The 25,495-nt window shown below is 59.6% G+C and carries 19 protein-coding genes, 1 tRNA gene and 1 pseudogene; 5 read left to right on the top strand and 16 right to left on the bottom strand.

Annotated elements, in window-relative coordinates; translation table 11 throughout:
• Positions 1 to 42: 42 nt before the first annotated feature.
• The gene (locus HU767_RS12010; protein ID WP_186729605.1) at positions 43 to 837 is read right to left on the bottom strand and encodes a carbon-nitrogen hydrolase family protein; all 795 of its coding nucleotides are present in this window, start codon (positions 835 to 837) and stop codon (positions 43 to 45) included.
• Positions 838 to 849: 12 nt separating this feature from the next.
• Positions 850 to 2,532, bottom strand: a complete 1,683-nt coding sequence (locus HU767_RS12005; protein ID WP_186706951.1) for an NAD(P)/FAD-dependent oxidoreductase — start codon at positions 2,530 to 2,532, stop codon at positions 850 to 852.
• A 276-nt stretch (positions 2,533 to 2,808) separates the two neighbouring features.
• On the opposite strand from HU767_RS12005, the pseudogene HU767_RS12000 reads away from it, so the two are divergent.
• Together HU767_RS12000 and HU767_RS11995 are read left to right on the top strand one after the other, a co-directional pair.
• A pseudogene (locus tag HU767_RS12000) lies at positions 2,809 to 3,173 on the top strand (type II toxin-antitoxin system RelE/ParE family toxin).
• Positions 3,166 to 3,480 (top strand): XRE family transcriptional regulator, encoded by a 315-nt coding sequence (locus HU767_RS11995; protein WP_186706953.1) that lies wholly within the window; start codon positions 3,166 to 3,168, stop codon positions 3,478 to 3,480. Before HU767_RS12000 ends, HU767_RS11995 begins: the two are co-directional and overlap by 8 nt.
• A 60-nt stretch (positions 3,481 to 3,540) precedes the next feature.
• Here HU767_RS11995 and HU767_RS11990 read toward each other — a convergent pair whose 3' ends face one another.
• The 9 genes from HU767_RS11990 to rpsU form a co-directional block, all read right to left on the bottom strand.
• Positions 3,541 to 4,002, bottom strand: a complete 462-nt coding sequence (locus HU767_RS11990) for an Lrp/AsnC family transcriptional regulator (RefSeq protein WP_018607342.1) — start codon at positions 4,000 to 4,002, stop codon at positions 3,541 to 3,543.
• A 36-nt stretch (positions 4,003 to 4,038) separates the two neighbouring features.
• Positions 4,039 to 6,327 (bottom strand): hypothetical protein, encoded by a 2,289-nt coding sequence (locus HU767_RS11985; protein ID WP_238349459.1) that lies wholly within the window; start codon positions 6,325 to 6,327, stop codon positions 4,039 to 4,041.
• Between the two features lie 230 nt (positions 6,328 to 6,557).
• Positions 6,558 to 7,133, bottom strand: a complete 576-nt coding sequence (locus HU767_RS11980; RefSeq protein WP_186706955.1) for a PIN domain-containing protein — start codon at positions 7,131 to 7,133, stop codon at positions 6,558 to 6,560.
• On the bottom strand, positions 7,130 to 7,597 hold the full coding sequence (locus tag HU767_RS11975) for a helix-turn-helix domain-containing protein (protein WP_186706956.1): 468 nt from the start codon (positions 7,595 to 7,597) through the stop codon (positions 7,130 to 7,132). The genes HU767_RS11980 and HU767_RS11975 overlap by 4 nt, the downstream gene beginning before the upstream one ends.
• 250 nt (positions 7,598 to 7,847) lie before the next feature.
• A tRNA-Ile gene (locus tag HU767_RS11970) sits at positions 7,848 to 7,924 on the bottom strand.
• A gap of 15 nt (positions 7,925 to 7,939) precedes the next feature.
• Positions 7,940 to 11,683 carry an EAL domain-containing protein gene (locus HU767_RS11965; protein ID WP_186729603.1) on the bottom strand — a complete coding sequence of 1,248 codons (3,744 nt, stop codon included), beginning with the start codon at positions 11,681 to 11,683 and terminating at the stop codon, positions 7,940 to 7,942.
• Between the two features lie 127 nt (positions 11,684 to 11,810).
• Positions 11,811 to 13,658, bottom strand: coding sequence for an RNA polymerase sigma factor RpoD (gene rpoD, locus HU767_RS11960; protein ID WP_186729602.1), 1,848 nt, complete (start codon positions 13,656 to 13,658; stop codon positions 11,811 to 11,813).
• A 67-nt stretch (positions 13,659 to 13,725) separates the two neighbouring features.
• A complete protein-coding gene (gene dnaG / locus HU767_RS11955) occupies positions 13,726 to 15,684 on the bottom strand; it encodes a DNA primase (protein WP_186729601.1) in 1,959 nt (652 codons plus the stop codon).
• 478 nt (positions 15,685 to 16,162) lie between these two features.
• Positions 16,163 to 16,378: a 30S ribosomal protein S21 gene (rpsU, locus tag HU767_RS11950; protein WP_002551877.1), complete on the bottom strand. Its 216-nt coding sequence runs from the start codon at positions 16,376 to 16,378 to the stop codon at positions 16,163 to 16,165.
• A 199-nt stretch (positions 16,379 to 16,577) separates the two neighbouring features.
• Here rpsU and tsaD point away from each other — a divergent pair, with 199 nt between their 5' ends.
• A complete protein-coding gene (gene tsaD, locus HU767_RS11945; protein WP_186706959.1) occupies positions 16,578 to 17,603 on the top strand; it encodes a tRNA (adenosine(37)-N6)-threonylcarbamoyltransferase complex transferase subunit TsaD in 1,026 nt (341 codons plus the stop codon).
• Between the two features lie 8 nt (positions 17,604 to 17,611).
• On the opposite strand, the gene plsY is transcribed toward tsaD, so the two are convergent.
• Complete coding sequence (plsY, locus tag HU767_RS11940; RefSeq protein WP_003206189.1) at positions 17,612 to 18,181, bottom strand: glycerol-3-phosphate 1-O-acyltransferase PlsY; 570 nt, start codon at positions 18,179 to 18,181, stop codon at positions 17,612 to 17,614.
• A gap of 74 nt (positions 18,182 to 18,255) precedes the next feature.
• On the opposite strand from plsY, the gene folB reads away from it, so the two are divergent.
• Together folB and folK are read left to right on the top strand one after the other, a co-directional pair.
• Complete coding sequence (gene folB, locus HU767_RS11935; protein ID WP_186729600.1) at positions 18,256 to 18,609, top strand: dihydroneopterin aldolase; 354 nt, start codon at positions 18,256 to 18,258, stop codon at positions 18,607 to 18,609.
• Positions 18,600 to 19,118 carry a 2-amino-4-hydroxy-6-hydroxymethyldihydropteridine diphosphokinase gene (folK, locus tag HU767_RS11930; protein WP_186729599.1) on the top strand — a complete coding sequence of 173 codons (519 nt, stop codon included), beginning with the start codon at positions 18,600 to 18,602 and terminating at the stop codon, positions 19,116 to 19,118. Before folB ends, folK begins: the two co-directional genes overlap by 10 nt.
• A gap of 151 nt (positions 19,119 to 19,269) precedes the next feature.
• Here the strand turns inward: folK and HU767_RS11925 are convergent, their stop codons facing one another.
• The 4 genes from HU767_RS11925 to HU767_RS11910 all read right to left on the bottom strand — a co-directional run bounded on the left by HU767_RS11925 (position 19,270) and on the right by HU767_RS11910 (position 25,441).
• Positions 19,270 to 20,496 (bottom strand): multifunctional CCA addition/repair protein, encoded by a 1,227-nt coding sequence (locus tag HU767_RS11925; RefSeq protein WP_186729598.1) that lies wholly within the window; start codon positions 20,494 to 20,496, stop codon positions 19,270 to 19,272.
• A 63-nt stretch (positions 20,497 to 20,559) separates the two neighbouring features.
• Positions 20,560 to 22,125 carry a SpoVR family protein gene (locus HU767_RS11920; RefSeq protein WP_186706962.1) on the bottom strand — a complete coding sequence of 522 codons (1,566 nt, stop codon included), beginning with the start codon at positions 22,123 to 22,125 and terminating at the stop codon, positions 20,560 to 20,562.
• The gene (locus HU767_RS11915; protein WP_003206179.1) at positions 22,122 to 23,393 is read right to left on the bottom strand and encodes a YeaH/YhbH family protein; all 1,272 of its coding nucleotides are present in this window, start codon (positions 23,391 to 23,393) and stop codon (positions 22,122 to 22,124) included. Before HU767_RS11915 ends, HU767_RS11920 begins: the two co-directional genes overlap by 4 nt.
• Before the next feature lie 125 nt (positions 23,394 to 23,518).
• Positions 23,519 to 25,441 carry a PrkA family serine protein kinase gene (locus HU767_RS11910; protein WP_003177689.1) on the bottom strand — a complete coding sequence of 641 codons (1,923 nt, stop codon included), beginning with the start codon at positions 25,439 to 25,441 and terminating at the stop codon, positions 23,519 to 23,521.
• Positions 25,442 to 25,495: the final 54 nt, after the last annotated feature.

The following is a 25,495-nucleotide window of genomic DNA, read 5'->3' as shown; positions in this document are numbered from 1 at the left end:
TGCGCTCATGCTAGCGGATTAGGCCGCGTTCTCAATCCTCAATCAGTGTTTGTGCAGGTCGTCGTAAAGCTCGGGGCGGCGATCATGCAGGTAGTTGTAGGCCGCTCGGGAATCGTCCATCAGTTGTCGATCCAGTTCTGCGACGATCAACGCCTCGTCCAACCCCGCAAGCGCCGGTCGGCTGCCATTCGGTGCGGCGATGCTGCTTTGGCCGCAATACAGTAGTTCACCTTCGTGGCCGCAGTAGTTGGCGTAGGCCACGAAACACTGGTTTTCGATGGCGCGGGCACGGACGGTGATGTCCGCGATGAACTCGTAGGGTTGCATATTGGCGGTCGGCACCAGGATCAGCTCGGCGCCGGCCAGGGCCAGGCGGCGGGCGTTCTCTGGGAACTCCAGGTCGTAGCAGATCAGCAGGCCGAGCTTCCAGCCGTTGAGCTCGACGATAGGCAGCGCTGAGTCGCCGGCGCTGAACATGGCGTGATCGAGGTCACCGAACAGGTGGCTCTTGCGGTAGTTGGCCAGGCGCTCGCCCTGAGCGTCGATCAACTGCGCGGCGTTGTAGATCTGCCCGTCTTCGCTGCGTTCGGGGTAGCCATAGACGATCGCCAGGCCGGTCGCCTTGGCAATGCGGCCGATCTGTTGCGCCCACTCGCCGTTGTAGACCTCGGCCAATACATTCACCGCGTCGACGCCGATGTTGTAGCCGGTCATGAACATCTCCGGCAGCACCAGCACATCGGCGCCCCTGGCCTCCAGCGCCACCTGGTGCAGGCGTTGCAGGTTGCCGGCTGGATCCAGTGGCAGCGGTGGGCATTGGTAGAGGGCTACACGCATCAAAAACTCCTTTTATTCGGGCAGGGCGATCGGACCGATCTCGTGGAACACATCACCTGGACCCGGGTTCTCGGCGTGAGTTTCTCCGCCGAAGTGCTTCATGATTCCCCACACGGCATTGAGTGAGGTCTGTACCGCGCCTTCGACCCAGGCAGGTGTCCATGAGACGTCATCGCCGGCGATAAAGATCCCGCGTTGTTCGGCCGGCATGTCGTCCTGCATGAAATGCGCGTACATGCGCTGGTTGTAGCGATAGTGGCCGGGCAGGGCGCCCTTGAAGGCGCCGAGGAAATGCGGATCCGCTTCCCAGGACACGGTGATCGGATCGCCAATGATGCGTGCGGCGATGTCCACCTTGGGGTAGATCTTCTTCAGGGCATCGAGGGCCAGCTTCACGCGTTTTTCCACCGGATGCGGAAGCATTTTCAGCGCATCGCTCATCCAGGAATACGACAGGCAAATCACGCCGGGCTTGTCGTCGCCGTTGTCGAACAGATAGGTGCCACGGGTCAGGCGGTCGGTCAGGGTCATGCTCATCAGGTCGCGGCCGGTCTCCGGGTCCTTGTCCTTCCAGAACGGCCGGTCGACCATCACGAATGTCTTCGACGATTGCATGTAGCGGGTGCGGTCCAGGGCCATCCACATCTTTTGCGAGAACAGCGCTTCTTCACATTCGATCTGGGTGGTCAGCAGCCAGCTCTGGCAGGTGACCAGCACGGCGGCGTACTCGCGGGTGTTTTCCCAGACGTCCGTCACGCTGAACCGGCCATCGGCCGCACGGGCTATGCGCTTCACGCCGCTGCGGGGGGCGCCCAGGTGCAGCGAATTCAGGCTGGTTCCTTCGGGCCAGTGCGCACAGCGTTCCGGCACGTGGTTCCAGATGCCGTGAGGTACCTGTTCGACGCCACCGACCACCAGATGCTGGTGGTCGTCGCAGTTGGTCATCACGACGCGGAAGATTTCCAGCATCGAATTGGGGAAATCAGAATCCCAACCGCCCGTGCCGAAGCCGACCTGGCCGAACACTTCGCGGTGCTGGAACGAGAGCTTGGCGAACGCCTTGGAGGTGGCGACGAAGTCGTAGAAGGTGCGGTCGTCCCAGAGGGGCACCAAGGTGTTCCACAGCTCCTTGAGGCGTGGCACGTCGCGGTCGCGGATCGCCTGCTGGATGTCGCCGAAGCGCGAGCCATCCTCCAGCGCATCGGCCCAGGCGTCGGCGACTTCCTGGAACAGTGCGGGAAGGTCCGCCAGTTTCTGGGCGTAATACGTCTGGCCTTCCAGGTCGATAACCGTGCTGCCGGACGCCGGGGTCAGCGGGTTGGGAAACGGTTTGGTCTCCAGCCCCAGTTTGTCGACGTAGTGGTAGAACGCGGTGGACGACACCGGAAAACGCATGCCGCCCAGCTCGGCGATCACCCCTTCAGCGCCGTTGAACGCCTGTGAGCGCAGGCGCCCACCCATCTTCGACGCCTCGTAGACCACGGGCTTGAGTCCCAGCTTCATCAGCTCGTACGCCGCCACCAGACCGGCGATCCCAGCACCGACAATCGCCACTTCCGTACCCTGGTTGTGCGCGGGAATGCTGCCCAGGCCGGCCGGATGTTCGATCCAGTCGTCAAAGGCGAAAGGAAAGTCCGGCCCGAAAATGGTGATGGGCTTCTTACCGTCTGCTGGGTGGCGATTGTTCTTGTTCATGGCTGACCTTGATGGGCGACTCGACGCGGCTTCGCGTCTGAGTATAGGAAAGATGCCAGCCATTCTAGGGAGGGTGGAACACGTTAATAAGACACAATATGTCGTCGTTTTGAATATGTTCCAGTCATTTTGACCAATTGCTCAATCGTAATGACGAAACCAGCCTCCCACAGAAACTCTCCCTAACAATTACCTGCGCGATCAACGGGAGCAGATACCCGCCGTTACTTCTATGGTTATTCCCTTGAGGTTATATAACCTAGGTGGCATATTTGTATGAAATGGGACGTTGAATACACGGATGAATTTGAGATGTGGTGGAACTGTATCCGTGCGTCAGAGCAAGACTCGGTACAGGCTTCGGTAATGCTGCTCGGCGACACCGGGCCTTATCTGGGCTTTCCTCACACCAGTGATATCAAAGGTTCGCGTCATGGCAACCTTCGTGAATTACGAGTGCAACACGCAGGTAGGCCTTATCGTGTGCTCTATGCGTTTGATCCGCGCCGCTGCGCCATCCTCCTGATCGGGGGAGACAAAACTGGCCGGGACCGCTGGTATCAGGAATATGTGCCCTTGGCCGAACGCCTCTATGACGAGCTTTGGAAGTATTGAAGAGAGAGGGCTGTGACAATGGCTAAGAAGTTTTCCGACTTGATGGCGCGTCGTGCGCCTGACTCTCAGGCGCGTGCACAGGCTCTGTATCAGAAGTTGCGTGCAGAGATGCCATTGCACGAGTTGCGCCAAGCGCAGGAGTTGAGCCAGGAGGCCTTGGCCAAGTCACTGCATATCAACCAGGCGGCGGTCTCGAAAATGGAGCGCCGTACGGATATGTACATCAGCACGTTGCGAAATTACATCCGTGCCATGGGAGGCGAATTGGAGATTATCGCGACCTTTCCGGAGGGGCAGGTCAGAATCGAAAACTTTGCCTATCAAGCACCATAACTGACGATTTTCCCCCGTGGGAGCGAGCTTGCTCGCTCCCACGGGTTAAGTTGCGCAGGGCTAGACGGGCTGGCCCCGATCGATCTTGCTGCTGAGGATGATCGAGGTGGTGGTTTTCTCCACGCCATCCACGCTGCCAATCTGGTCCAGCAGTTGATCCAGCTGTTCTGGAGAGTCGGTGCGCAGCCAGGCGACGTAATCGAACTCACCGCTGACCGCACACAACTGCTGGACCTGGGCCATGGCGCTCAAACGTCGCAGCACGTCCTTGCCGGAGCGCGGTTGGACCTTGATGCCGACGTAAGCCTGCAAGCCGCCATCAATCACCCGTTGGCCCAGGCGCACGCCATAGCCGGTAATCACCTTGGTCTTTTCCAGGCGCGCCAGCCGCGACGTCACGGTCGTGCGGGCGATGCCCAGTTGCCGAGCCAGCATCGCGACGCTTTCCCGGGCGTTGATTTGCAGCGCCGCGATCAGTTGCCGGTCGATTTCGTCGAGGACGGGGGGGCGGGTATCAGTCAAAGTGGGCTCCGGCGCAGGCATTCGATGGCGAGCATGTTACAGGCTCTCACGTGCGAAATAGCCAATGGCAGGCAAAGCCAGTGCGCGCCAGGCGGGGGCCTGGTACACCTGTGAAACCCTGAACCAGAAACCGTCCTGGCAAACCAACTGTTCAGCGGGCAACTGCAACAGAGCATCCAGGGAGAACGCCTGCACTGAACCAGGGTCCTCATCGTCTTCGGCTGCCCAATCGCGCTCAAAGCAACGTACATGCAGTTGCTCGTCGAAGCGTTCAAACAGCGGCCGGTTGCCCAGCCATTGTGGGTGCACCCGCAACGTGTGCTGCTGGACGTCCAGAAGTAATAATTGCCAGCCCCGGTAGCTGCCACACAGTTCTGCCGCATCGGTCGCCATGCAAGTCAGGGCGAGGAAACGGGCATCCGTCGACCAGATCATCGAGGGCGCCAAGTCGACCAACGCGCAGCCTGAGGCTGTCAGCAAATGGCCTCCGAGTCGGGGCGTCTGGGCACGCACCCAACTGTCGGCATATTCCGTTTCGCTGCCAAACAACCAGGCGGCATCCCGATGGTCAGGCGCGGGCAGGATGAAGTCGCCGTCGGCGTTGGCCACTTGCGGACAATCCACCAGGCGCCAGGGGGCGATGCTGTGCAATTGTGAGCCCGTCACCTGCAGCTCCACGGTGTTGTAGAACAGCCGGGAACGTTCGTCGGGATGAAAGAATGCCGGATCACCGCCAATTGGCTGCGCAGGAATGTTGAAGCGTTGCAGCGCGCTGCTGTCCAGATCCTGGTCAAGACGACCGGCAACCACCGCCAGGCTCAGCCGGCCATCACGAAAATCGAGGATGCGCTGCACCCACATCGGCGGCCCTACCAGCAGGCGTCGATCCTTCACGTCGGCAACCACCCCATGGGTGGTTACGGTCGTTGACTGTTCGAAGGGCAGCAGTGCCAGGTAACGTCCGCAGTCAGAGACGCGGTGATCCAGCAGCCAACTTCCCGGCAAGTGCCAGCCACCGATCTGGCAGCGATAGCCTCCCAGCCCGTCGGAATTATCGACAAGCCAGGTCAACCGTGCGCGTACTCCGTCCTGCATCGGTTGCGTTTCAATGAATGAATCGCCGCGCTGGCCTTGGCTGTCCAACGGCATCGCGATGGTCATGCGGGTCAGCATAAATTCGCCAACCTGCACGCGCCCTTGGGCGTCGTGACCGGCCTGGGTCTCGGTATCGCCGTGGATGCTGTCCAGGCGATAGCCATACCGGCCGGAGCCCGGTCGCGCGTAGTCGAGGTACGAGCCGATAAACACGTGGTTGGTATCGAGGCCCAGCAATTCATGCCAGTAGAAGGATGGTTCCGCTTCCCGCCTCACCCAGGGCGACGGCAAGGCCCGCCAGCCGTTGTCGAGCTGCCACAACCAATACTGGTCGCCATCTGCTTGGGAATCTTGCGCCTGAGCCAGGCACACCAGGGCGCGATGATCGCTGCTCCAGATCAACGGCGCATCGGCCGCCATCCGCAGGCCGGAGGGTTGCCCGTTGATGCTGATGGTATAGCGCGGGGAAATCAGCGGTTCCAGCGGCTGGGCCAGGTTGCGAAAGGTCGCGGGCAAGGCGATGTCGCCCCGCAGGCAGTGCTGGCCATCGGTGGAGCGCCGTTCAAAGGTCTGTTGAACCTGTTCGGGATGCCAATCGGATTCCAGCCACAGGTCAGCGAAGGGTAGCAGGTGCGTAACACTGGCCGTCTGGAATAGCTCAGGCAACCGAACTTCGCGAACGCTGTCGTTCACCAGTGGGCTATGGCGCCCGCTCAAAACGCCGAGGTCAAAAGCGTCCAGCTCCCAGAGCTCGCTGTCGGCGCAGCGATACACCTGACGCTGCTGGCGGTCGAGAATCAGCAGGCCCCAGTTCTGCCTGGACGGTATTGTCGCGGCGAAGTAGCGCCCGTCGCGGGAGAACAGGGCCGAGGAACCCAAGCCGAGAAGGAGTGCACCATCGGGAAACAGATAGTCGCAATAGGTCGGGCCGCCCATGGCGATCTCACTGTGGTTGAAGACCCGGATCGGCTCGCCTTCAGGGGTCAGCAATGGCTCATTTCCACCCCAGGCACTCGGCCCTTTGCTGGAAACGGGTGCCAACCCAAGGCGCCGCTCCCAGCGACTGACGCAGGCGAGCCCGACGATGATGCCGACAATCGCCACCAAAATGCCCCACCACTCAGGCAACGCCCGACCCAGGCTGAAACCCAGGCCAAACACCGCGCCGACCGTCACCCGGGCAATGCCCCGGCCCATCGCCAAAAAGCCCAGGCGAGCGGCAAGGCCCATTAGCAATCCGAGGCAGACTACCGCCAGCAAGGCCAATGGGGGCGGCAGTATTGTGACGAAAAAGGCTGGTACCAGGAGGATGCCGAGTTGCCAGAACAGTTCAAGAAACAGGCGGGGGAGGCTGGGGCTGGCGATGATGGGCGTCTCGGCGATAGAGGTTGAGTAACAGAGGCGGACGTGGGGTGAGATGTTAATTCATCTTGGTAGCCTCAAGTCCTTCGCAGCAATCGTCAAATCAGGAATTCAAATCTGGAGAGCAATTTCACAGTTTCGGGGAGTTTTTGTTGGAGTAGCTTATCGAGGTATTGACGCGCACTGTGGGGCGGATTTTTCAAGGATGCTCGCTGCCGCTGTGCTGCTTCGAGAACAGCCGCTTGGTCAATATCCCAAAGGTCGGCAACAAAATCGTCAGGGTGCAAAGGCTCGATATCAAATGCTTCGAGAGCACTCTTGGGAAAGTCCTTCAGGTTAAAAGTAACGATGACAGATGCATTGCATTTGATGGCTGCAGCAAGCACGTGACGATCATCGACATCCGGCAAATGAAGCCCTTCTATGAGGGGTTCATAGTCAGTCACGAGGCAGCCTGGCACGGCGCTATCCATCAGTGAGGACGTCCGATTCAATTGCTCGCAGGTAAGCTCCGGTCTATTTGACAGAAGATTTCGCTTCCACTCGTCATGGACTTGAGCTGACCAACGTGCACGATATATGCCGGTGAGCGCTAGATGCATCAAGAAGTCACGCAGTGGTGCAGGGTAGAGAACATTCGCGTCATAGAACGCCGTGAAAGCCGAACATCTCATTCGTAACCCATCCCTAGCTCCTGGGCTTGTGCTGCCAGTTCGTCCATGGCCGCACGGCTCGCGTGGTCACGCTGTTCCTTGTAGGCCATGAGATCAGCCAGTTTGATCCGGCGGTGCCGGCCCGTTTTTGTGTGTGGTAACGCGCCTTCATCCAAGAGTTTCACCAGATGAGGTCGCGAAACATTGAGTATGTCCGCACCTTCTTGGGTGGTTAGCTCGGCGTGAATGGGAACGACCTTGACTGCGTTACCCAGCGCGAGTTCGCCGAGGATTTCCCCGAGCAAACGAAGGGCAAACGTAGGCAATTCGACCACTTCGCGCTGCTGTGTCTCGTCAACCAGTTCTATGCGCTGGGTTTCGAATTTTGTCGAAAGGAAAGCAGCTAACTGCCGGCTTGACTCCATAGCTGCAGCAATTTCTTTCTCATCGGGAAGAACGGTGCGAGTGAGGTCGGTGGTGGTCATGACTATCTCCAGGAACCAGGTATTTGGTAGTGATCATGGTTCGGTGCAGCGATCACCTAAGAGATATATTCGAAATAAACGAAAATCGCAATAAACGAAACCTTTCCCACGACAATCGACGGGCTTGGAAATCGCCGTCCAAGAATGAAATTGGACGTTTTTTGGACGGAACGCCGTTTTTGAGGTTTTTAGGGCGTTGGTTTTCGGATGTCAGAAACGACGAAAGCCGCGCAATGCGCGGCTTTCAATTTGGTGGGCCCACACGGACTCGAACCGTGGACCAAAGGATTATGAGTCCTCTGCTCTAACCAACTGAGCTATAGGCCCTCAGTAGGCCGCGGATTATAGCGACGGTTTCTCGGCTGTGCTATCCGAAAAATCCGATACGGACACACATAGAAACGTTGCGGCGAACTCCTCGGCGCACAGGGGCAGGCTGACGATGTAGCCCTGGATCTGTTCGCAACCCTCTTCGGTCAGGAATTGCTGCTGGGCCAGGGTTTCGACGCCCTCGGCGATGATGGTGAATTGCATGCTGCGGCCCAGGGCGATGATTGCCCGCACGATGGCCACATCGTGAGGATCATCGGGCAGGCCGCGGACGAAGGACTGGTCGATCTTGAGGATGTCCAGCGGCAGGCGCTTGAGATAACTCAGGGAGGAATAGCCCGTGCCGAAGTCGTCGATGGCCAGTTGCACGCCAAGCTTTTTCAGCTGGTGCAGCACCGTCAGGGCCTCTTCGGCCTGGCTCATGATGAAGTTTTCGGTAATTTCCAGTTGCAATAGGTCGGGCTTGAGTTGGTGTTCGCGCAGCAGTTGTTCGATACGCCCCAGCAAGTTGGGTTGACGCAGTTGGGCACCGGCCAGGTTGACCGACAGTGGGCCGAGGCTTTCGTAGGTGCTGTTCCATTCGCACAGCTGCCGGCAGGCACGTTCCAGAACCCAATCGCCAATTTGCAGGATCATGCCGTTTTCTTCCGCCAGCGGGATGAAGTGTTCGGGCGGGACGTCGCCAAACGTCGGGTGATTCCAGCGAATCAGTGCCTCGGCGCCTACCAATCGATTGTCGACGAGGCTGATTTTCGGTTGGAAGGACAGTGACAGCTCGTTGCGTTCAATCGCCCGGCGCAGCTCGTGTTCCAAGGCCACGCGCTCGCTGGCCTGGGCGGTGAGGTCGCGGGTGTATTTCTCCACCCGGTTGCGCCCCTTGGCCTTGGAGCGGTACATCGCCGCGTCGGCATTCTTGACCAGCGTGGCGACGTCGCAGCCATCCTGCGGGTAGAGGCTGGTGCCGATGCTGGCGCTGATGAAGAACTCGTGTTCGCCGGCCTGGAACGGTGCGGTAAAGCAGTTCAACAGTTTCTGGGCGATGTGCTCGGCATCGCTGGGCTGTTGCAGGCCCGGCAGCAGGATAATGAACTCGTCGCCGCCCAGGCGCGCCACGGTGTCGATGTCACGCAACTGCTCGCGCAAGCGCACGGCGATGCCCTTGAGCAGCAGGTCGCCGACCGGGTGTCCGAGGCTGTCATTGATGTGCTTGAAGCGGTCCAGGTCCAGGAACAGCACGGCACCCTGGCCGCCGTTTTCCTGCTGGCTGTTGAGGGCCGCCAACAAGCGGCTTTCGAACAGTGTGCGATTGGGCAGGCCCGTCAGCGGGTCGTGGTGAGCCTGGTAATCGAGCCGGGCCTGGGCGTGTTTGAGGCTGGAGATATCGGCGAAGACGGCGACGAAATGGGTGATCTGTCGGTCCCGATTGCGTACCGCGCTGATGGTCAGCCAACTGGGGTACAGCTCGCCGTTCTTGCGTCGGTTGGAGATTTCTCCCTGCCAGTGTCCCTCCGCTGTCAACTGGTGCCACATCGCCGCGTAAAACGCGCTGTCATGCAGGCCGGAAGCCAACAGCCGGGGTGTGTGGCCCAGGGCTTCGGTTTCGCTGTAGCCGGTGATTTCGGTGAACGCCCGGTTCACGGCGCTGATGTGTTGTTGGGTATCGGTGATCAGCACGCCTTCGGCAGTGCTTTCGAACACGGTGGCGGCCTGTTGCAGTTTTTCCTGCATCAGGTGGCGTTCGGTAATGTCCCGGGCGATGGTCAGCATGCAATCTTCGTTGCCGATGGGCAGCGGGCGGCTGGACACTTCGCAGAGCCGTATCTGCCCGTCGTTGCGACGGATATGGCAGCTGAAATCCCTGACGAAGCCGTCCCGTTTCAGCAGGTCGAGCATCTGCTTGCGCTCGTTGAGATTGACCCAGATGCCCAGGTCCAGGGTAGAGCGGTCGACCGACAGGGCGCTGTTGAAGCCGGTAATGCGGCTGAATCCTTCGTTGACTTCAATCAGCAAGCCATCGCTTTGCCGGGACAGCAGCAATCCATCGGGCGAGGCGTGGAATGCCTTGGCGAACTTCTCTTCGGATGTCTGCAGTTGTTGCTGGGTTTCCTTGAGCTGGCTGATGTCTCGCACCACCACGACCAGGGCGGGCGTCGTGTCGAGGTCGAAGGGCTCGGCGGAGATCAGCCCGGTGAACACCTGGCCATTGCTGCGGCGAAAGGGCATTTCCAGGTTGCGGATGCTGCCGGCCTGCAAACGCTGCAACAGGCTCGGCCCCACACCCTGGATGCCCCAGATATCCAGTGCGGTTGCGCTACGCCCTATCACGTCTGCGGCACTCAAGCCGATCTGCTCTTCGAAGGCCTTGTTGACCTCCAGCAGGCAACCGTCAAACAGCCGTGCAATCACCAGGATATCCGGGCACTGGCGGAACACCGAGGCAAATTTCTGCTCCGAAAGACGCAGGGCTTCCTCGGTACGCTTGGCTTCACTGATATCGATCATCAACCCGCGCATCAGCGGTTCGTGCCCGTGTTCGATCAGGCTGACAATATCGCGTACCCACAGACAGCGGCCATCGGCGGTGATCACCCGGTAATCGATGCAGTGGTCGCGCCCCGCCAACACTTCTTGATCACAGTAGCTCTGGGCACGGATCAGGTCGGCCGGATGAATGATGTTGCGCCAGAAACCTGGGACCAGCCAATGGGAGAGTGGATAGCCCAACAGGTCTTCGGCGTGGGGCGATACGTAGCTGTAGGTGAAATCGCTGACCCTTGCCTCCCAGGCAATGGCCGACAGGCTCTCCACCAGCCCACGGTAATGGTATTCGCTGCTGCGCAGCTCCTGCTCAAGCTCGACCCGTCGGGCGATCTCCGAACTGAGCCGGCGGTTGATGCGAATCACCACCGCCAATATGCCGACCAGGAGCAGCAGCGCCGGCAGGCCGTACAGCAGCAAGTCCGACCAGAGCTGGCGGTAGTCATGCACATTGCCGACCCATTTCTGCTGGATCTCGGCGACCTCGGCCGGGCTCATGTCCGCGATGACCTTATCCAGGATACTGACCAATATCTTGTTGTCTTGAGGGACGGCCATTGCTAGCTGGTAGCGATAGGGCGTTTCACCGCTGACATAAAGGCCTTCGAGCTTGAGTTGGCGCAGGCTCCAGACACTGGAAGCCAGATCGCCCACTACCGCATCCACTTCGTCGGTCGCCAGTGCTTGCAGGGCTGAGCTGACGTTGGGCAGTGCCACCAGGTTCAGGTCGGGATGATGGTTGCGTAGCAATTCATGGGGGGCATAGTTCTCCACCACGGCGATCTTCAGCCCGTACAGTTCCTTGAGGTTGTGAGGCCGGGCGCCACCGTGATGAGCCAGGATGACAATGGGGAAGTCCAGGTAGGGGCGGGTAAATGCCAGGTAATTCTGGCGCTCCGGGGTGGACATGATGCCTGGCAAAAGATCGATCTTGCCTTGTGCGACTTGCTCCAGCACGGCCGTCCAGCTGACCGGCTCGATCGGGGTGACCTTGACGGCCAATCGTTCACGGATGATCTCGATGTAATCGGCGGCCAGGCCTTGGTAACGGCCTTGATCGTCGCGGAACTCAAACGGCGGCCAGGAGGCGTCGACACCCAGGCGCAGGTCGGGGTGGTCCTTGAGCCAGCGGAGCTCCTCGTCGGTGAGCGTCAACGCGCCAGCTGTTGCGGTCCAGGTCATCAATGACAGCAAAAGCGCGGCCGTCAGTCTGGGCATCACTGTCTCGTCATGGCTTGGTGAGGATGAGTCGAGTGTAGACGGGCAACAGGGTGGTGAGGAGCGTAACGAAGGGGATTTTATCTGTGCATAACAAAACCCCCGGCAGGGCCGGGGGTTTTGAAGGTCACTCGTCGAGGAAGGAGCGCAGATGCTCGCTTCGCGTCGGGTGGCGCAGTTTGCGCAACGCCTTGGCTTCGATCTGGCGAATCCGCTCACGGGTCACATCGAACTGCTTACCGACTTCCTCAAGGGTGTGGTCGGTATTCATGTCGATGCCGAAGCGCATGCGCAGTACCTTGGCTTCACGGGCAGTGAGGCCGGAGAGCACTTCGCGAGTCGCTTCCTTGAGACTCTCGACCGTGGCGACATCAATCGGAGACTGCATGGTGGAGTCTTCGATGAAGTCACCCAGATGGGAGTCTTCGTCATCGCCGATCGGGGTTTCCATGGAGATCGGCTCTTTGGCGATCTTCAATACCTTGCGGATCTTGTCCTCAGGCATTTCCATGCGTTCGCCCAGCTCTTCCGGCGTCGGTTCGCGACCCATTTCCTGCAACATCTGCCGGGAAATGCGGTTGAGCTTGTTGATCGTCTCGATCATGTGCACCGGAATACGGATGGTGCGGGCCTGGTCGGCGATCGAGCGAGTGATCGCCTGACGGATCCACCAGGTGGCATAAGTCGAGAACTTGTAGCCGCGACGGTATTCGAACTTGTCCACCGCCTTCATCAGGCCGATGTTGCCTTCCTGGATCAGGTCGAGGAATTGCAGGCCGCGGTTGGTGTACTTCTTGGCGATGGAGATCACCAGGCGCAAGTTCGCTTCGACCATCTCTTTCTTCGCGCGACGGGCCTTGGCCTCGCCAATCGACATGCGACGGTTGATGTCCTTGATCTCGGCGATGCTCAGGCCGGTCTCGGCCTCCAGCGCACTCAGCTTTTGCTGGCAACGAACGATGTCCGGCTGCAGGCGGGCAATGGCTTCAGCATATTTGCTCTTGCCCTTGGCCAATGCATCGGTCCAGCTTTCGTCGACTTCGTGGCCAGGGAACTGGCGCAGGAAATCGGCACGTGGCATGCGGGCGTCACGCACGCAGAGCTGCATGATCGCGCGCTCTTGCTGACGAAGGCGATCCAGGGCGCTGCGAACACGCTCGACCAGGCCTTCGAATTGCTTCGGTACCAGCTTGATCGGCATGAACAGCTCGGCCAGTGCCAACAGCTCGGCAATCGCCTGCTTGTTGTTGCGGCCATGCTTTTTCAGCGCCTTGCGGGTGATTTCCATCTGGTCGGCCACGGCGCCGAAACGCTGCGCGGCGATGACCGGATCCGGACCGCTTTCGGCTTCTTCCTCGTCGTCGCTGGCTTCGGCGTCGTCGTCATCGGTTTCGTCGTCGGCCTTGACGGCTTTCGCGTCGATCGGCGGCGGCACTTCGGCGGCAGGCGGCGCAATGCCGTCGTCCGGGTCGATATAGCCGCTCAGGACGTCAGACAGGCGGCCACCTTCGGTGGTGACGCGGGTGTACTCGGAGAGAATATGGTCAACCGTGCCAGGGAAGTGCGCGATTGCGCCCATCACTTCGCGGATGCCTTCTTCAATACGCTTGGCGATTTCGATTTCGCCTTCGCGTGTGAGGAGCTCTACCGTACCCATTTCACGCATGTACATGCGCACGGGGTCCGTGGTGCGACCAATGTCGGTCTCGACCGCTGCCAACGCTGCGGCCGCTTCTTCAGCGGCCGCCTCGTCGGTATCGGCGTCGGCCAGCATAAGGGCATCCTTATCTGGAGCAACCTCGAATACGTTGATCCCCATGTCGTTGATCATGCGGATGATGTCTTCCACCTGTTCCGGATCTGAAATATCCTCCGGCAGGTGGTCGTTGACCTCCGCGTAAGTCAGGTAGCCCTGCTCACGACCCAATAGGATCAACTCTTTGATACGAGACTGCTGTTGCGCTTTTCCGGACATAACACCCTATCCACTGAAGGTCTTGGCGGGCAAAAAACAAGCCGAGGATTATACCTGAGCTGTGACCTCACGCGCCAGTTGAGGTCGGGTTTGATGCGCAAACATTGCGGCTGAGTAAGTCGCGCAATTGGTTTTTCTCTTCGCTGGTCAACTCGCTCTGGCGAGCTTTTCGCAGAAGTTGTTCCAGGTTTCGCTCGCGTTGGCGGGCGGACAAGCTAGTAATGGTGTCGAAAAACTGTTGTTCAAGGTTGTCTCCCTCAATCAGCCATTCCTTCTCGGCCAGTGCCTTCAGGAGGCGTCCCTGCTCGGTACCGTGCCATCGTGCGATCAACTGGAACGAGTTTAGCTTGGGGTTCTTCTGCACGGCTTCAAGGAGTGCCACCAGCAATTGTGTATTGCTGTGGTCCTCGGCGGCGAAGTGCCCTGCGTCCTCGACTTTCTCCGCCAGTTGCGGGTGATGCAGCAAGGTGCGCAGGGCGGCCAGTGTTGGTGGTTCGACGGCGGCCGGCACGCGCGGGGCACGTGGTTGGTCGCGATCGCCGCGCTTGCCGTTCTTGTCCCAGGGTTTTTTGTCCCATTTCTTGCCACCACTGCCGGGTTTTTTTGGCGTCCATTCCTGTTGCGGCGCGTAATCCTGCTGGGGTTGATGATAGTCGGCGAAGTCGGGCATCGCGTCGTAATCGATGCCCGGGTCATACGCCGGCGGCGCCTCGTGGGGGGCGCTGTGCACCAGTTGGTTGACTGCTTCGCTGTTCAGCCCGGTGATTTCGGTCAGGCGCTGGCGCATGAGGGTGCGCAGGTTGGCGCCGGGCACCTTGTCGATCAGTGGCGCCGCGAGGGTGGCCATGTGGGCCTTGCCTTCGAGGGAGCGTGGATCGGCTTCTTCGGTCAACTGCTGGAAAAAATAGTCGGCCAACGGTTGTGCGTGCTGGTTGATCCGCGCACGGAACGCGTCGGTGCCTTCGGAGCGCACCAGGGTATCCGGATCCTCGCCCTCGGGCAGGAACAGGAAGCGTGCCCGGCGCCCATCCTGCAGGCACGGCAAGGTGGCTTCCAGTGCGCGCCAGGCAGCGTTGCGGCCGGCCTGGTCGCCGTCGAAGCAGAACAGCACGTTGGGCACCACGCGAAACAGGCGCTTCATGTGCTCTTCGCTGGTGGCTGTGCCCAGGGTCGCGACGGCATTGCGCAGGCCTTGCTGGGCCAGGGCAATCACGTCCATGTAGCCTTCGACGACGATGATTTCGTCGAGGTTGCGGTTGTTCTTGCGCGCTTCGTACAGGCCGTAGAGTTCCTGGCCCTTATGGAATACCGGGGTTTCCGGAGAGTTCAGGTATTTCGGCTTGTCGTCGCCCAGTACCCGGCCACCAAAGGCGATGATCCGCCCGCGTGTGTCGCGGATCGGAAACATGACCCGGTCGCGGAAGCGGTCGTAGCGCTTGCCGGTTTCGGCGTTTTCGATCAGCAGGCCGGCGTCGATCATGGCGCGCTGCTGCAGTGTGTCGCTGCTTAAGTGCTTGTACAGGTTGTCCCAGCCGGGCGGGGCGAAGCCGAGGCCGAAGTCTCGGGCGATTTCGCCAGTCAGGCCGCGGCCCTTGAGATAATCCACCGCGGCCTTGCGCGCCGGATGGCTTTTGAGGGCCTGGCGATAGAAATCGGCTGCAGCCGTCAGTAGCGGGTAGAGCGGCGAATCGGTCGGTTGGCGCGGCTTGTGTTGTCGACCGCTTTCCTCCCGGGGAATTTCCATGCCCGCGGCTTTGGCCAGTTCTTCGACGGCCTGGGGAAAGTCCAGGTTGTCGTGGTCCATGATGAAGCCGAGGGCGTTGCCGCCAGCGCCGCAACCGAAGCAATAGTAGAACTGCTTGTCGGGGCTGACGCTGAAGGAGGGGGTTTTCTCTTTGTGAAACGGGCAGCAGGCGGTGTAGTTCTTGCCTGCTTTCTTCATTTGCAGGCGAGAGCTGACCACGTCGACGATGTCGGTGCGGTTCAGGAGGTCGTCAATAAAGCTCTGGGGAATCAGCCCGGCCATGGCGTTCTCATCATCACTGCGCGAAATAGGGGCCCGAAATCGGCAGGCGTAACCGGGTCTGGGTTTGAGGCACGCTGAATCGGTGGCTCGACCGGGTCGTCTGCATCATCGCTGTCGGGAAGTGTATCTGCCGATAATCCACTGACGTTAATAACTATCAGTATTCGACTGTTTGAATGTGTTGCGCTGAGTCCGGTAACGGCCGGTCGGGCCTCGGATAGCTCATGAAGCGGGCACGCAGGTAGGTGCCTTGGGCTGATCGTCGTTAGAGGAATCAGGGTGTGCTCGTCGGTAGCCTTGGAAGGCTCGTCAGGAAAGACGTGCACCGCTGGCAAAAGAGCCAGGTCTGACGCAGTGAAGCGGTTGTCTTGGTCGCGTCTGCGGCTTCGACGGTGAAGCATCAAGCGTTATTCCGCAAATGCCATAAGCCCGGCTTGAAGGCCGGGCTTGGCAGAAGCTTGCTACGGACGTCTGTGTATTAGTACAGACGTACGGCGCGGCGCTGTTCGCGCTGAACTTTCTTGGCGTGACGCTTAACAGCGGCTGCTGCCTTGCGCTTACGCTCAGAAGTCGGCTTCTCGTAGAATTCGCGGCTACGAACTTCAGCCAGAACACCGGCTTTTTCGCAGGAGCGCTTGAAACGACGCAGAGCTACGTCGAAGGGTTCGTTCTCTTTTACTTTGACGGCTGGCATCCAGAGCTACCTTCATTCATTACCGGGGTCAACATCCTCGCGGCAAAAGAGCACTTGAAGACGTCGGTTTTTAAGGGTTGCGGATGTTAACCCCTCAACGCTCGGAATGCAAAGCCTCTGATCGAAAACCGCTGGTCGGGGCACAAAGCGGCGACTATTATGCGCGCCTTCGAATTCAGCCTCTACAAGGCGCAAACCCATGCTAGTACTGGGATTAGAAACCTCCTGCGACGAAACCGGTGTCGCACTCTACGACAGTGAGCGCGGCCTGCTGGCCGATGCGCTGTTCAGCCAGATCGACCTGCATCGTGCCTATGGCGGGGTGGTGCCCGAGCTTGCCTCTCGCGATCACGTCAAGCGCATGCTGCCCTTGATCCGCCAGGTGCTGGCCGAGGCCGGCTGCGTGCCGACCGAGATCGACGGCATCGCCTACACCGCCGGCCCGGGCCTGGTGGGCGCGTTGCTGGTGGGCGCTTCCTGTGCCCAGGCGCTGGCCTTTGCCTGGGGCATTCCAGCCTTGGGCGTGCATCACATGGAAGGCCATTTGCTGGCGCCGATGCTGGAGTCGCAACCACCAGAATTCCCGTTCGTCGCTTTGTTGGTTTCGGGTGGCCATACGCAGCTCATCCGGGTCGATGGAATCGGCCAATACGAGCTGCTCGGCGAAACCCTCGACGATGCCGCCGGCGAAGCGTTCGACAAAACCGCAAAAATGATGGGACTCAATTATCCAGGCGGGCCGGAAATTTCCCGGCTGGCGACGCAAGGGGTCGAGGGGCGTTTCGTGTTCCCGCGGCCGATGTGCGACCGTCCCGGCCTGGATTTCAGTTTCAGTGGGCTGAAGACCTTCGCCCTGAACACCTGGCAGCAGTGCGTCAGCGCCGGGGACGACAGTGAACAAGCCCGTTGCGACATCTCACTGGCGTTCCAGCAGGCTGTGGTGGAGACTTTGACCATCAAGTGCAAGCGTGCCCTGAAACAGGCCGGACTCAAGCGGTTAGTCATCGCCGGCGGCGTGAGTGCGAACAAGGCCTTGCGGACATCGTTGGAGAAAATGCTCGGCGACATGAAGGGCGACGTTTACTACGCCCGGCCGGAGTTCTGCACAGATAACGGTGCGATGATTGCCTTTGCCGGCTGCCAGCGTTTGCAGGCCGGCCAGCAGGAAAGCCTGGCGATCAGCGTGCAGGCGCGCTGGCCCATGGAGCAGTTGGCACCCTTGTGAAACGTTATTTAAAAATGCCGTTCGCGCCCGGCGAACAGGTCGCGTAGATTGCCGCGGTGACGCCAGACGATCAGGGCAACCAGCGCGGTCATTGGCAGCAAGGCCGCCGGTTCCTGCCAGGCCAGTAACGGCAGGGTCAGCGGTGTGGCGATCAGCGCGGCCAGGGAGCTGGTGCGGGTCAGGTAGAACGTCAGCAGCCAGGCACAGACAGCCAGCAGGGCGGCGGGCGGGTACAGGCCCAGCAGCATGCCGGCGGCGGTGGCGACACCCTTGCCGCCACGAAAGCGAAAGTACAGCGGGAATAGATGGCCGATGACGGCGCAGACGCCGATCCAGGCCTGTTGCTGCAACGAAAGCCCTGCAAGGCTGGCGATCAATACCGGGACAAGGCCTTTGCAGAGGTCGCCCAGCAGGGTCAGGATGGCGAGTTTGCGTCCGGCCAGGCGCAGCATGTTGGTGGCGCCGGCATTGCCCGAGCCACTCATTCGCGGATCCGGGCGACCGGTCAGGCGGCTGAGCAAAATGGCGAAGGACAGCGAGCCGAGCAGGTAGGCGAGAATCGCCAGTAACCAAAACATGCTAACTATTCCGGGCGAGGACGCCCTGATTCTAACGGGGCATCGCGCCCTTGTCGTGCTGCGGAGAAGAGTGCTTGGACAGAGTGTTTATCGAGGGTCTGGAAGTCGACACGGTAATCGGTGCCTACGACTGGGAGCGAGGCATCCGACAGTGCCTGCGGCTTGACCTGAGCTTCGCCTGGGACAACCGCCCGGCCGCCGCAGGCGACGACCTGACCCTGGCGCTCGACTACGCCAGCGTGTCGTCGCGCATCCAGGTATTTGCCGAGCAGGCGCAGTTCCAATTGGTCGAGACCTTCGCCGAGCGGCTGGCCCAGGAACTGATGGATGAGTTCAAGATCACCTGGCTGCGTCTGAAAGTGACCAAGCCTGGCGCCGTATCGGCGGCCAGCGGCGTTGGCGTGGAGATCGAGCGCGGATGTCGCTGACTCAGGTTTTTCTCGGGCTCGGCAGCAATATCGAGCGCGAAACCCATTTGTGCGCCGGTCTTGAGGCCTTGGCTGGATTCCTCGTGGACATGCGCTGTTCAGCCGTGTTCGAGAGCCAGCCGGTGGGGATCAAGAGCGGGCCGTTCTTCAATTTTGTCGTCTCGGCCTTCACGGATCTGCCGCTGATGGAATTGGACCGTCGCCTCAAGTTCATCGAGGCGGATAACGGTCGCTATGCGCCGGACCGCAAGGGATTGCCACTGGATATCGACGTGTTGTTGTATGGCGAACAGGTCGGCAATTTCGATGGGCTGATCCTGCCGCGCGCGGAAATTCTCAAGAACGCCTTCGTCCTGTGGCCTTTGTCATTGATGGCGCCGGATCGAATTCATCCGGGCGTGGGCAAGAGCTTCGCCACGCTGTGGGAAGAAGCCCAGATCGACCAGGTGCTGGCACCGGTGGCTTTCGAATGGCGAGGCCAGCCGCTTACGCCGTCGAATCTGTTGTGAGACGGCTGCCGCTATCGCGAGCAGGCTCGCTCCCACAGTGGATCTCGGTCAGGCACAAGATATGTGCCCGCTGAAATCCTAATGTGGGAGCGAGCCTGCTCGCGATGGCGGTTGTATATTCAGCAGAAATATCAGTTGGTCCAAACTCCCGTCAGCTCGCCGCTTCCTTGTAGACCTTCAACACCCTGAGACGCTCACGCTTGATCGCCTCTCCCAGCTCCGGTCCCTTGAAACCCTTCTCCAACAAAGGCTGCACAGCCACTGCGCGGGCCGCTGCCGCAGCGCCTCGCAGATATTCAGCCTGTGGATAACTTCGCTCTTCGAGCCCCTTGCGCCCCCGTGCATCCATCTCGCATGCCGCGATGAATTCCTCGAAGCGCTGGGGCCGACGATACACATCAAAACTTTGCAGCAGCTCAAGCAAAGTAGAGGCCTTCAGTTCAAGCGCACGGTGGCCATGGGTGTGGTACTGGCCAACCAGTAACGCCAGTTCCTGACAGTCCCGCGGTGCCTTGAAGCGTTCGCTGACGGCTTTGATCAGCTTCAGGCCCGTGTGCTCATGGGCGATGTGACGCGGCCATTCGTGTTGGGGTGTCAGGCCTTTACCCAAGTCATGGAGCAGGCAGGCCCAGCGGACCGTTAGCGGTTGTTGGTGCAATGCCGCCTGCTCCAGCACGCTCAAGGTGTGGACGCCGGTATCGATTTCCGGGTGATGGGCTTCAGGCTGCGGCACGCCAAACAGCGCGTCGACCTCGGGCATCAAGATCTTGAGCGCCGTGCAGTCGCGCAACACCTGGATAAATACCTGTGGCTGTTTTTCCATGAGGGCGCGGGAAATTTCTTTCCAGCTGCGCTCGGCCGTCAACGCCTCCAATTCGCCGGACTCACTGAGCTGGCGCATCAGTTCGAGGGTTTCGTCCGCCACCTTGAAACCCAGCGGCGCATAACGGGCGGCAAATCGGGCAACACGCAGGACTCGGAGTGGATCTTCGGCGAAAGCGGGGGAAACGTGGCGCAGGAGGCGGGCTTCAAGATCGCGCTGGCCGTGGTACGGATCGGTCAGGTTGCCATGGTCGTCTTCAGCCATGGCGTTGATGGTCAAGTCCCGGCGAACCAAGTCTTCTTCCAAGGTCACTTCGGGGCTGGCATGGAACACGAAGCCGCCATAGCCGCGGCCGCTCTTGCGCTCAGTGCGGGCGAGGGCGTATTCCTCGCCAGTCTTCGGGTCGAGGAATACTGGAAAATCGGCCCCCACAGGGCGAAAACCCTTGGCGAGCATTTCCTCGGCAGTCGCCCCCACCACGACCCGATCGACGTCGGTGACGGGAATGCCCAGCAGGTGATCGCGAACGGCGCCGCCAACTTTATAGATCTGCATAAAAAACCTCCGTTGGTCCGACAGGATAACCTTTGCGTCGGACCTCTGGAGGCGAAAACGGGATCAAAGATGGATGACGGCCAGGTCCAGGCGGCCATAGTCGCCTTCGGCTTGTTCGCTTCTTGGAGGGACGTGATGGGTTTTCATCACTTGGTCACCTTGCAGGGTTTCCAGATGAATATCGAAGCCCCAGAGCCGATGCAGGTGCTTGAGCACTTCATCGGTGGAGTCACCAAGAGGTTTACGGTTGTGGGCCTGGTGGCGTAGGGTCAGCGAGCGGTCTCCGCGGCGATCGATGCTGTAGATCTGCACATTGGGTTCGCGGTTACCCAGGTTGTACTGCGCCGCCAGGGTTTCGCGGATGATGCGGTAGCCGCTCTCATCATGAATGGCAGGAACCACCAAGTCATCTTTCTGATCGTCATCAAGGATGCTGAACAATTTCAGGTCGCGGATCACCTTGGGTGAAAGGTACTGCAGGATAAAACTCTCGTCCTTGAAGCTGCTCATGGCGAATTTGATGGCGGACAACCAGTCCGAGCCGGCGATCTCGGGGAACCAGCGACGATCTTCCTCGGTCGGGTTTTCGCACATGCGCCGGATGTCGCGGTACATGGCGAAACCCAGTGCGTAAGGATTGATGCCACTGTAGTACGGGCTGTCGAAGCCAGGTTGGAACACCACGCTGGTATGGGACGTCAGGAACTCCATCATGAAGCCGTCGGTGACCAGGCCTTCGTCGTACAGGTCGTTCATCAGCGTGTAGTGCCAGAACGTGGCCCAGCCTTCGTTCATCACCTGGGTCTGGCGCTGTGGATAGAAATACTGGGCAATCTTGCGCACGATGCGCACGATTTCCCGCTGCCACGGCTCCAGCAACGGCGCATGTTTTTCAATGAAATAGAGAATGTTCTCCTGGGGCTCGGCCGGGAAACGGGCATTGTCTTTTTCGTTGTACTTGTCGGCACCTTTGGGAATGGTGCGCCATAGATCGTTGATCTGTTTTTGCAGGTGCTCTTCGCGGTCCTTCTGGCGCCGACGTTCCTCTTCGGCGGAAATCGGATAGGGGCGCTTGTAGCGATCCACGCCGTAGTTCATCAGGGCGTGGCAGGAGTCCAGCAAGTCCTCCACCGCGTCGATCCCATGGCGCTCCTCGCATTGCATGATGTACTGCTTGGCGAACACCAGGTAATCGATGATCGAACTGGCATCGGTCCACGTGCGGAACAGGTAGTTGCCCTTGAAGAAGCTGTTGTGCCCGTAGCAGGCATGCGCCACCACCAAAGCCTGCATGCAGATGGTGTTTTCTTCCATCAAGTAGGCGATGCATGGGTCGGAATTGATCACGATCTCATAGGCCAGCCCCATCTGGCCGCGGCTGTAGGATTTCTCGGTACTGAGGAAATGCTTGCCGTAGGACCAGTGGTGATAGCCAAGAGGCATGCCGACCGACGCGTAGGCGTCCATCATTTGCTCGGCGGTGATCACCTCGATCTGGTTCGGGTAGGTGTCCAGGGCATAACGGTCCGCGATACGGCTGATTTCGCGGTCGTAGGCCTTGATCAGCTCGAACGTCCATTCGGAGCCGGTGGAAATGGGCTGGCGCTTCTGCTCTTTTTTGGCGGTCATGTCACTAACCTGCGCTGGAAGAGTTCACGGAAGACCGGGTAGATATCCCCGGCCGAGACCAGTTGCTGTTGGGCAAACGTGTCGGAAAATGCTTCGGCAATCCGTTCGTATTCGTACCACAAGGCCTGGTGTTCCCGTGGGGTAATTTCCACATAGGTGTAGTACTGGACGAACGGCATGATCTGGTTGATCAGGATGTCACGGCAGATCGGCGAATCGTCGTTCCAGTTGTCACCGTCCGACGCCTGGGCCGCATAGATGTTCCATTCGTTGGCTGGGTAGCGTTCGGCCATGATCTCTTGCATCAGCTTCAGGGCGCTGGACACAATGGTGCCGCCGGTTTCCCTGGAGTAGAAAAACTCCTCTTCATCCACTTCCCGGGCGCTGGTGTGGTGGCGGATGAACACCACGTCGATCTTGTCGTAATTCCGTTTCAGGAACAGGTACAACAGGATGAAGAAGCGCTTGGCGATGTCCTTGGTCGCTTGGGTCATGGAGCCGGATACGTCCATCAGGCAGAACATCACCGCCTTGGAACTGGGGTTTGGCTGTTTCACCAGCAGGTTGTACTTGAGGTCGAAGGTGTCGAGGAACGGGACGCGATGGATGCGGGCGCTAAGCTTCTCGATTTCCGCTTCGAGGTCCTGAATATCGCCGAAATTGTCGGGTTCTTCGCGTTTGAGGCGAGCCAGTTCTTCCTTGGCTTCGCGCAGTTTTGCCCGGCTGCTGCCCGACAGCGCGATGCGCCGGGCGTGGGCGGAGCGAAGGGTGCGGATGATGTTGATGCGTGATGGGTTGCCTTCATTGCTGATACCGGCACGCACGGTCTTGAAGGTGTCGGTGCCGGTCAGATTGCGCTTGACCAGGTTCGGCAGCTCCAGGTCCTCGAACATGAACTCCAGGAATTCCTCCTGGGTGATCTGGAAGACGAACTCATCCATGCCTTCGCCGGAGTTGCCGGCCTTGCCAGGGCCTTTGCCGCCACCTCCGCCTTGGGGACGGGGGATATGCTCGCCACTGGTGAACTCCTTGTTGCCAGGGTGCACGACGGTCTGCTTGCCGCCGCGTCCATGGTGCAGCACCGGCTCGTCGATGTCGCGGCCGGGGATGCTGATCTGTTCGCCGTGTTCCATGTCGGTAATGGAGCGTCGGCTGACCGCCTCTTCAACGGCCTTCTTGATGTGGTCACGGTAACGCCGCAGAAACCGCTGGCGGTTCACCGTGCTTTTGTTCTTGCCATTAAGGCGTCGGTCGATCACATAGCTCATAGGCCCCTCCGGGGGAGCTTCAAGTCGTGAGCTACAAGCTGCAAGTAAAAGCAGGCGCCCGTGCCCAGGGCTCACGCGCTGTTCTCTTGCAGCTTATAGCTTATAGCTTGTAGCTTGTCGCTGTACTACTGCGATTTCCGGACCCGCAGGTACCACTCGGAAAGCAGTCGTACCTGTTTGTCGGTGTAGCCACGTTCGACCATGCGTGTGACGAAGTCGTTGTGTTTTTGCTGGTCCTCCTTGCTGGCCTTGGCGTTGAAGCTGATAACGGGCAGCAGGTCTTCGGTGTTGGAGAACATTTTCTTCTCGATGACCACCCGCAGCTTTTCATAGCTGAGCCAGGTTGGGTTCTTGCCGTTGTTGTTGGCCCGGGCGCGCAGCACGAAGTTGACGATTTCGTTGCGGAAGTCCTTCGGATTGCTGATGCCGGCTGGTTTCTCGATTTTTTCCAGTTCCTCGTTGAGGGCCACGCGGTTGAGTATCTCGCCGGTTTCCGGGTCGCGGTATTCCTGGTCCTGGATCCAGAAGTCTGCATACAGCACATAGCGGTCGAAGATGTTCTGGCCATATTCGCTGTAGGACTCCAGGTACGCCGTCTGGATCTCCTTGCCAATGAACTCGATGTAGCGCGGTGCCAGGTATTCCTTCAAGAAGCGCAGGTAGCGTTCGCGGGTTTCGGCCTGGAATTGCTCCTGCTCGATCTGCTGTTCCAGCACATACAGCAGGTGAACCGGGTTGGCCGCGATCTCGTGGGGGTCGAAGTTGAAGACCTTGGACAGGATCTTGAACGCGAAGCGCGTGGACAGCCCGTTCATCCCTTCGTCCACACCCGCGTTGTCGCGGTACTCCTGGATCGACTTGGCCTTGGGATCGGTGTCCTTGAGGTTTTCACCGTCGTACACGCGCATCTTCGAATAGATGTTGGAGTTTTCCGGTTCCTTGAGGCGCGACAGCACCGTGAACTGGGCCAGCATTTTCAGGGTGTCGGGGGCGCAATGAGCCTTGGACAGCGAACTGTTGAACAACAGCTTGTCGTAGATCTTCACCTCATCGCTCACTCGCAGGCAGTACGGCACCTTGACGATATAGATCCGGTCGATGAAGGCTTCGTTGTTCTTGTTGTTGCGGAAGGTATGCCATTCCGATTCGTTGGAGTGAGCCAGCAGGATGCCGGTAAACGGAATGGCCCCCAGACCCTCGGTACTGTTGTAGTTGCCTTCCTGGGTGGCGGTCAGCAGCGGGTGCAGGACCTTGATGGGTGCCTTGAACATTTCGACGAATTCCATCAGGCCCTGGTTGGCCCGGCACAGCGCACCCGAATAGCTGTAGGCGTCGGCGTCGTTCTGTGGGAATTCTTCCAGTTTGCGGATATCGACCTTACCCACCAGGGCCGAGATGTCCTGGTTGTTTTCGTCGCCTGGCTCGGTCTTGGCGACCGCGATCTGATTGAGGATCGAGGGGTAGAGCTTGACCACCCGGAACTGGCTGATGTCACCGCCGAACTCGGCCAGGCGCTTGGTCGCCCATGGCGACATGATGGTATTGAGGTAGCGGCGTGGAATGCCGAAGTCTTCTTCGAGGATCGCGCCGTCCTCGGTGGCGTTGAACAGCCCCAGGGGCGATTCGAACACCGGCGAGCCCTTGATGGCATAGAAGGGCACTTTTTCGATCAGTTGCTTGAGTTTTTCGGCCAGGGACGATTTACCGCCACCTACGGGGCCGAGCAGATAAAGGATCTGCTTCTTCTCTTCCAGGCCTTGGGCGGCGTGGCGGAAATAGGACACGATCTGTTCGATGCATTCTTCCATCCCGTGGAAGTCCGCAAAGGCCGGATAGCGGCGAATCACCTTGTTGGAAAAGATGCGCGAGAGCCTCGAGTTGGTCGAGGTATCCAGCAGCTCCGGTTCTCCGATGGCCAGCAACAGACGCTCCGCAGCCGACACATAGGCACTGCGGTCCTGCTTGCAGAGTTCGAGGTATTCCTGCAGCGAGTATTCCTCTTGCCGCGTGGACTCGAAACGTTGCTGGAAGTGGCTAAAAATGCTCATGACGTCACCTCGCTCGATACGTGGAGCCGGTGTCGGATCAATCAGTCGATGCTG

The sequence above is a fragment of the Pseudomonas sp. SWRI179 genome (assembly GCF_014268705.1).
Classification (GTDB): Bacteria; Pseudomonadota; Gammaproteobacteria; order Pseudomonadales; family Pseudomonadaceae; genus Aquipseudomonas; species Aquipseudomonas zanjanensis.
Note: the sequence above shows the minus strand (reverse complement) of the source record. Positions and strands in the feature narration are given on the sequence as shown.

Coding starts and splice junctions, on each gene's coding strand:
- HU767_RS11980 (WP_186706955.1), bottom strand. CDS start 7,133: ATGAGATGTTCGGCTTTCACGGCGTTCTATGACGCGAATGTTCTCTAC.
- tsaD (WP_186706959.1), top strand. CDS start 16,578: ATGCTAGTACTGGGATTAGAAACCTCCTGCGACGAAACCGGTGTCGCA.
- HU767_RS11965 (WP_186729603.1), bottom strand. CDS start 11,683: ATGCCCAGACTGACGGCCGCGCTTTTGCTGTCATTGATGACCTGGACC.
- HU767_RS11975 (WP_186706956.1), bottom strand. CDS start 7,597: ATGACCACCACCGACCTCACTCGCACCGTTCTTCCCGATGAGAAAGAA.
- HU767_RS12005 (WP_186706951.1), bottom strand. CDS start 2,532: ATGAACAAGAACAATCGCCACCCAGCAGACGGTAAGAAGCCCATCACC.
- HU767_RS11925 (WP_186729598.1), bottom strand. CDS start 20,496: ATGCAGATCTATAAAGTTGGCGGCGCCGTTCGCGATCACCTGCTGGGC.
- rpoD (WP_186729602.1), bottom strand. CDS start 13,658: ATGTCCGGAAAAGCGCAACAGCAGTCTCGTATCAAAGAGTTGATCCTA.
- rpsU (WP_002551877.1), bottom strand. CDS start 16,378: ATGCCAGCCGTCAAAGTAAAAGAGAACGAACCCTTCGACGTAGCTCTG.
- plsY (WP_003206189.1), bottom strand. CDS start 18,181: ATGTTTTGGTTACTGGCGATTCTCGCCTACCTGCTCGGCTCGCTGTCC.
- HU767_RS11920 (WP_186706962.1), bottom strand. CDS start 22,125: ATGACCGCCAAAAAAGAGCAGAAGCGCCAGCCCATTTCCACCGGCTCC.
- HU767_RS12010 (WP_186729605.1), bottom strand. CDS start 837: ATGCGTGTAGCCCTCTACCAATGCCCACCGCTGCCACTGGATCCAGCC.
- dnaG (WP_186729601.1), bottom strand. CDS start 15,684: ATGGCCGGGCTGATTCCCCAGAGCTTTATTGACGACCTCCTGAACCGC.
- HU767_RS11910 (WP_003177689.1), bottom strand. CDS start 25,441: ATGAGCATTTTTAGCCACTTCCAGCAACGTTTCGAGTCCACGCGGCAA.
- folK (WP_186729599.1), top strand. CDS start 18,600: ATGTCGCTGACTCAGGTTTTTCTCGGGCTCGGCAGCAATATCGAGCGC.
- HU767_RS11995 (WP_186706953.1), top strand. CDS start 3,166: ATGGCTAAGAAGTTTTCCGACTTGATGGCGCGTCGTGCGCCTGACTCT.
- HU767_RS11985 (WP_238349459.1), bottom strand. CDS start 6,327: ATGGGCCTTGCCGCTCGCCTGGGCTTTTTGGCGATGGGCCGGGGCATT.
- HU767_RS11915 (WP_003206179.1), bottom strand. CDS start 23,393: ATGAGCTATGTGATCGACCGACGCCTTAATGGCAAGAACAAAAGCACG.